The sequence below is a fragment of the Micromonospora sp. ZG13 genome (assembly GCF_059359355.1).
The window spans coordinates 169,576-176,121 of record NZ_JCADBQ010000012.1 but is presented as its reverse complement, the minus strand read 5'-3'; the positions used below and the strand labels follow the sequence as shown (position 1 = coordinate 176,121).

3 protein-coding genes are annotated in these 6,546 nt (G+C 73.8%); 1 reads left to right on the top strand and 2 read right to left on the bottom strand.

The window, feature by feature from the left end:
• Positions 1–951: 951 nt before the first annotated feature.
• Positions 952–2,775, bottom strand: a complete 1,824-nt coding sequence (locus AC5L34_RS22800) for a beta-N-acetylhexosaminidase (RefSeq protein WP_494826875.1) — start codon at positions 2,773–2,775, stop codon at positions 952–954.
• A gap of 317 nt (positions 2,776–3,092) precedes the next feature.
• Between AC5L34_RS22800 and ppdK the strand changes: the two genes are divergently transcribed.
• Positions 3,093–5,828, top strand: coding sequence for a pyruvate, phosphate dikinase (ppdK, locus tag AC5L34_RS22795; RefSeq protein WP_494826873.1), 2,736 nt, complete (start codon positions 3,093–3,095; stop codon positions 5,826–5,828).
• Positions 5,829–5,959: 131 nt separating this feature from the next.
• On the opposite strand, the gene AC5L34_RS22790 is transcribed toward ppdK, so the two are convergent.
• Positions 5,960–6,445 (bottom strand): roadblock/LC7 domain-containing protein, encoded by a 486-nt coding sequence (locus AC5L34_RS22790; RefSeq protein WP_441175124.1) that lies wholly within the window; start codon positions 6,443–6,445, stop codon positions 5,960–5,962.
• Positions 6,446–6,546 lie beyond the last annotated feature (101 nt).

Sequence of the window (6,546 nt, the reverse complement as noted above, 5' to 3'; positions counted from 1 at the left end):
GCGGCGTAGGCGGTGGTGACGGGGCCGGCGATGGCGCCGCCGGTGAAGGCGAGCCCGGCGGCGGTCAGGGCGGTCTTACGCAGCATGTCGGTACGCATGGTGATAGCACCTTTCGATCGGGGGTGCGCGGACGCGCGGGGGAGCGGCGTGCCGCGAGGGGGAAGTCAGAACGGATCGCTCCGGCGGCGGGGGGCCTGCTCGGCGTCCGGGATGTCTCAACGACCCGCGTCGGCCAGCCATTCCGCCGGCCGGTCGGGCCACCCGTGGCGCGGGGGGAGCGCCGTGGGTATGCCATGTTCAACGACCCGCGCGGGCCCACGATTCCGCCACCCGGGTGGCGCCGACCACGGGACGTAACCGGACATCAGGTGACATCTGGAGATCGGTCGGAGGCTAGAACCGGACAAATGGGCCCGCACCTCGCAGGGTGCCGCAGTCGGTCGTCGGGTGAGCATGGTGCGGCGAGCGCCCTGTCGAGCTGATGTCGTAAACGACTCACCAGTCCTGCCTGCCCGAGCCGAGGCGCGCCGGGCCCACCGGTGGCCCCGATGGAGGCCCTCATCCCCGGCCCGCCGAAGTCGCTGGCGCAGCGGCCGGCGACCCCCCGCTTGGTCCGCCGCTCCGTTCCGGCCAGGGCCGCCACAACGGGGCGTCGTTGCGCCCGCCGTTCCGTGCGCTGGGTCCGCCGCTCCCTTCGCTGGGCCGCCGTTCCGTTCGCTGGGTCGCCGAGCGGCTCGACGACCGATTCCGGCCGGCACGAACCGACCGGCGCTCGTACCCCCCGACTGCCATGCACGGGCTCTGCGACGTCCGCGGCCCGCCGCTCCGCCCGCCCGCCACGCCCCCCGCTGGCCGCCCGATTCGGGACGGACGGGGCATCCCTGAATCGTCTACGACATCAGCTCGACAGGGCGCGACGAGGTGCGGGCGTAAGGCGCGCGGGGCGGGACGTCAGGCGGGCGGGGCGGGCGCGGAAGCCTCCTCAGGGCCGGGCTGGCGGGGGACTGCTGCGGGTGCCGGTGGTTCCGGCTGGGTGGGGATCGCCGCCTGTGGGGCGGCGGAAGCCGGTGGCTCCGTGGGCCACGGGATCTCCGGCGAGCGGTGGAAGGCCACGCCGGCGGCGGCCCAGCGCGGGCCGTGCCCGGCCAGCCGGTCGCGGAAGCCGGCCCAGTCGTGCGTCGCGCGGGGCGACCAGCCCAGCTCGGCGATCGCGGGCAGGCGCGGGAAGAGCATGAACTCGACCTCCGCCCGCGAGGTGACCGACTCGGTCCACAACGGCGCCTCCACGCCGAGCACCGCGTCGGCCGGTACGCCGGCCACGTGGGTGCCGGGATCCCAGTCGTACGCCCGCCGCACGTCGATCAGGCCCGCCCAGTCGTGCCCGATCGGGGTGTCCGGGGCGTACTTCATGTCGAGGTAGGCGTGGTTGGCGGGGGAGAGCACGAGCCGGGCGCCCCGGCGGACCGCGTCCGCGGTGACCCGGTCCTCGCCATCGGTGCCCCACCACTGGAGCACCCGCCCCTCGCTGTGCGCGGCGGGCGCGATCTGGTGCCAGCCCACCACGGTCCTGCCGGTTGCGGCGACGATGCGCTGGGCCCGCTCGACGAAGGCCGCGTACGCCTCGGGGCGCACCTTGAACGCCTCGTCGCCCCCGATGTGCAGCCACGGCCCGGGGGTGAGCGCGGCGATTTCGCCGAGCACGTCGGCGACGAACTCGTACGTCCGCTCGCTCGTGGGGTCGACGTAGCTGAAACCGACCTCGGTGCCGGTGTAGGGCGGTGGTGCGACGCCGTCCGGGGCCAGCTCGCCGTACGCGGTCAGCGCCGCGTGGGTGTGTCCCGGCAGGTCGATCTCCGGCACCACGGTGACGTGCCGCTCGGCGGCGTAGGCCACGATCCGCCGGTAGTCGTCGCGGCTGTAGTGCCCGCCCGGGCCGCCGCCCACCTCGCCCGCCCCGCCGACCTCGGCCAGCCGGGGCCAGGAGTCGACGGCGATCCGCCAGCCCTGGTCGTCGGTGAGGTGCAGGTGCAGGTGGTTGAGCTTGTAGCGGGCCAGGTGGTCGATCACCCGCAGCACGTCCGGTACGCCGAAGAAGTGCCGGGCCACGTCGAGCATCGCCCCCCGGTACGGGAACCGGGGCCGGTCGGTGATCGAACCCCCGGGCAGCACCCAGCGCTCGGCGGTCGGCGTCGGGCTCTCGACGGCGGCGGGCAGGAGTTGCCGCAGGGTCTGTACGCCGAAGAAGAGCCCGGCCCCGGTGGCGGCCTCGACGCGTACCCCGTCGGACGTCACGTCGAGCCGGTAGCCCTCCGGGCCGAGGTCGGCGGAGTCGACGAGCGCCAGCACGATGTCGCCGCCCGTCCCCGCCCGGGTGTCGTCGCCCACCGGGAGCGGATAGCCGGTGGCCGGCCGGAGCAGGTCGGCGAGCTGCCCGGCGGCGGCGCGGGCGTCGTCGTCGGGGCTCACCCGGATCACCGTGTCGGGGGTGAGCACGAAGTCGGCGCCCGCGACCGGCGCGACCCGCTCCGGGGCGGGCACGACGTCGCCCAGCCGTACGCGGGCGGCCGGAGCGGCCCCGCCGGCGGTTGTGGCCGGCGCGACGGGCAGGTCGCCGGGCGGCGGGGCGAGCGCGTCCTCGGCGGACCGGGTGGCCGCCCGGGCCAGCTCGGCCGCGGCCGGTTCGCGGACCGGCAGGTCAGGGTGCCCGGCCGGCCGCTCGCCCGCCGCAACGCTGGACGGGTCGAGCGGTTCCGGGGCGGTGGGAACGGGTGGCACGGCGGCGGCTCCCAGGGGTGTATTTGCGGCGGTTATGGCAAAGGTGAGGTTCACCGAAAGGGCTGCGGCCAAGACTACGAGGCGAAGCGGGAAATGCGTGATCGTGCGCGTGGAAGCGTTCCCAAAAACCGGTACGAACGCGGATAGTCGTGATGGCTGTGCCGATTGTCACCGAACGGTCCCGGGCCACCCGAAGTTCGCCTAGCCTTCGCCCCACCGGCCGGCTTGGCACCGGGATTGCCGGTGGTCCATCCCGGGGTAATGGGAGCAACTGAACCTTCGTTAAGTGTCGGACCGGCGTGCGTGGGAGGGCTCTGGTGGCAACGCAGGAGACGGTGGAACACAAGTACGTCTACGCCTTCGCCGAGGGCAACAAGGACCTCAAGGAACTGCTCGGCGGCAAGGGGGCCAACCTGGCCGAGATGACCAATCTCGGCCTGCCGGTCCCGCCGGGCTTCACGATCACCACGGAGGCCTGCAAGGCGTACCTCGCCACCGGGGAGGAGCCCGACGGCCTGGCCGACCAGATCGCCGCGCACCTCGCGTCGCTGGAGCGGGCGATGGGCAAGCGCCTCGGTGACCCGGAGGACCCGCTGCTGGTCTCCGTGCGCTCCGGCGCCAAGTTCTCCATGCCCGGCATGATGGAGACCGTCCTCAACGTCGGGCTCAACGACCGCAGCGTCCAGGGGCTCGCCCGGCAGGCCGGCGGCTCGGGCGGGCAGTCCACCCCCGGCGGCGCGGACCGGTTCGCCTGGGACTCCTACCGTCGCCTGATCCAGATGTTCGGCAAGACGGTGTGCGAGGTTCCGGGCGAGGAGTTCGAGCACGCGCTCGACGACGCCAAGCGGGCCAAGGGCACCCGCAACGACCTCGACCTCGACGCCGACGACCTGCGGGGGCTGGTCGACGCGTACAAGAAGATCTTCTTCAAGCACACCGGCCGGGAGTTCCCGCAGGAGCCGCGCGAGCAGCTCGACCTGGCCATCCGCGCGGTCTTCGAGTCGTGGAACGCCGAGCGCGCGGTGCTCTACCGCCGCCAGGAGCGCATCCCGGCCGACCTGGGCACGGCGGTCAACGTGGTGGCGATGGTCTTCGGCAACCTCGGCCCGGACTCCGGCACCGGTGTCGCGTTCACCCGCGACCCCGCCAGCGGCGCCCAGGGCATCTACGGCGACTACCTGGCCAACGCCCAGGGTGAGGACGTCGTCGCGGGCATCCGCAACACCGTGCCGTTGCAGGAGCTGGAGCGGCTGGACAAGAAGTCCTACGACGAACTGCTCGGCATCATGGCCCGGCTGGAGGGCCACTACCGCGACCTCTGCGACATCGAGTTCACCATCGAGCGCGGCAAGCTCTGGATGCTCCAGACGCGCGTCGGCAAGCGCACCGCCGCCGCGGCGTTCGTCATCGCCGGGCAGCTCGTCGACGAGGGCCTGATCGACCTCGACGAGGCGTTGCACCGCGTCAACGGCGCGCAGCTCGCCCAGCTGATGTTCCCGCGGTTCCGCCTCGACCACGAGTTCCAGCCGGTGGCGAAGGGGATCGGGGCGTCGCCGGGCGCGGCCTCGGGCAAGGTGGTCTTCACCTCCGCCCGCGCGGTCGAACTGGCCGCCGAGGGGGAGTCGGTGATCCTGGTCCGGCGCGAGACCAACCCGGACGACCTGAACGGCATGATCGCGGCCCAGGGCATCCTCACCTCGCGCGGCGGCAAGACCAGCCACGCCGCCGTGGTGGCGCGCGGCATGGGCAAGACCTGCGTCTCCGGCGCCGACGAGATCGAAGTGGACGTGCCGCAGCGCCGGTTCGTCGTCGGCGGGCAGACGGTCGTCGAGGGCGACGTCGTCTCCATCGACGGCACCACCGGCAAGGTTTACCTCGGCGAGGTGCCGGTCATGCCGTCGGAGGTGGTGCAGTACTTCGAGGGCAGCCTCGACCCGGAGCACGTCGACAACGCGCTGGTCCGGGCCGTACACCGGATCATGTCGCACGCCGACGCCAGGCGGCGGCTGGCCGTCCGCACGAACGCCGACACCGGCGCGGACGCCGCCCGGGCCCGGCGCTTCGGCGCGGAGGGCATCGGGCTGTGCCGCACCGAGCACATGTTCCTCGGCGACCGGCGCGAGCTGGTCGAGCGGCTGATCCTGGCCCGCGACAACGCCGAGCGGGAGGCCTCGCTGGCCGCGCTGCTGCCGTTGCAGCGCGCCGACTTCGAGGAGATCTTCCGGGAGATGGACGGGATGCCCGTCACCGTCCGGCTGATCGATCCGCCGCTGCACGAGTTCCTGCCCCCGCTGGAGCAGCTCGCGGTCAACGTGGCGGTCGCCCAGGAGCGCGGCGAGGACGTCGCCAAGGAGGAGGCGCTGCTCGCCGCCGTGCGGCGGATGCACGAGGAGAACCCGATGCTGGGTCTGCGCGGCGTCCGCCTCGGCCTGGTCATCCCCGGCCTGTTCGCCATGCAGGTCCGCGCCATCGCGGAGGCCGCGGTCACCGTCACGCGCGGCGGCGCGGTGGCCAAGCCGGAGATCATGGTCCCCCTGGTCGGCGCGGTGCAGGAGCTGGAGACGGTACGCGCCGAGGCCGAGAAGATCATTTCCGACGTGGTCGGGGACAGCGGCGTCGAGGTGCTGATCGGCACGATGATCGAGGTGCCCCGGGCGGCGCTGACCGCCGGCCAGATCGCCGAGGCGGCACAGTTCTTCTCCTTCGGCACCAACGACCTGACCCAGATGGGCTGGGGCTTCTCCCGCGACGACGTCGAGGGCGCCTTCTTCTGGCGCTACCTGGAGCTGGGCATCTTCGGCATCTCGCCGTTCGAGTCGATCGACCGCGACGGCGTGGGCCGGCTGGTGCGCATCGCCGCGGAGGAGGGCCGGGCCGCCCGGCCGGAGCTGAAGCTCGGCGTCTGCGGCGAGCACGGCGGTGACCCGGAGTCGGTGCACTTCTTCCACGAGGTCGGCCTGGACTACGTGTCCTGCTCGCCCTTCCGGGTGCCCGTCGCCCGGCTGGAGGCCGGCCGCGCGGCCGTGGAGACGGACGGCTCCGACAGCCGCTGACGCGGCGGAGGCGACAGGCCGGCGGCGGACCCGGGGGAGCGGGTCCGCCGCCGCTGCCGTGCGGGCGGCCCGTGCCGGCACGACCGCACCGTGGGTCGGGGGCCGGTCGCGACCGGCCCCCGGAGGGTTGCTCAGACCGGCGGGCGACGCCAGGCGTGCGGGCTGACGCGCCGGGGAAGCCTGCCGCCCGAGGTGCGGGCCGCCAGCGCGGCGTGCGCCTCGCGTACCGGCGCCGCACCCACCCGGCGGCTGGTGTCCAGCACCGAGCCGGTGCGCCGGGCCACCGCCCGCGCGTCGGCGTGCAGCTCCTCCAGGTCGGCGCTGGCGTCGGCAACCAGCGTCAGCAGGGCGTTACGCCCGGCGGGGTAGGTGACGACGGCGCCGGCGGAGGTGCGTACCACCGATTCCCGGAACTCGCCGTGCCGCACCGTGTCGGCCACCCGGTGGCCGAGGCCGAAGCTGGCCGCCGCGAGCGCCGCCAGGTGGGTGGCGTCCGTCGCCGGCAGGTCGCTGGAGATCAGCAGGCCGTCGGTGCCGGCCAGCACCGTGCCCGCCACCTCGGGGCGGCGCAGGCGCAGCCCCGACAGTTCCGTTCCCATCATCGTGTCCGCGTCCACGGGTTTCTCCCCCACCGTCGGGCCCTCAGTCTGGTCACGTTCCGCGCTGGGAACGCTACCGGCGGCCATGCCGGATCGCGATCCCGTAACCGTCGGCGATC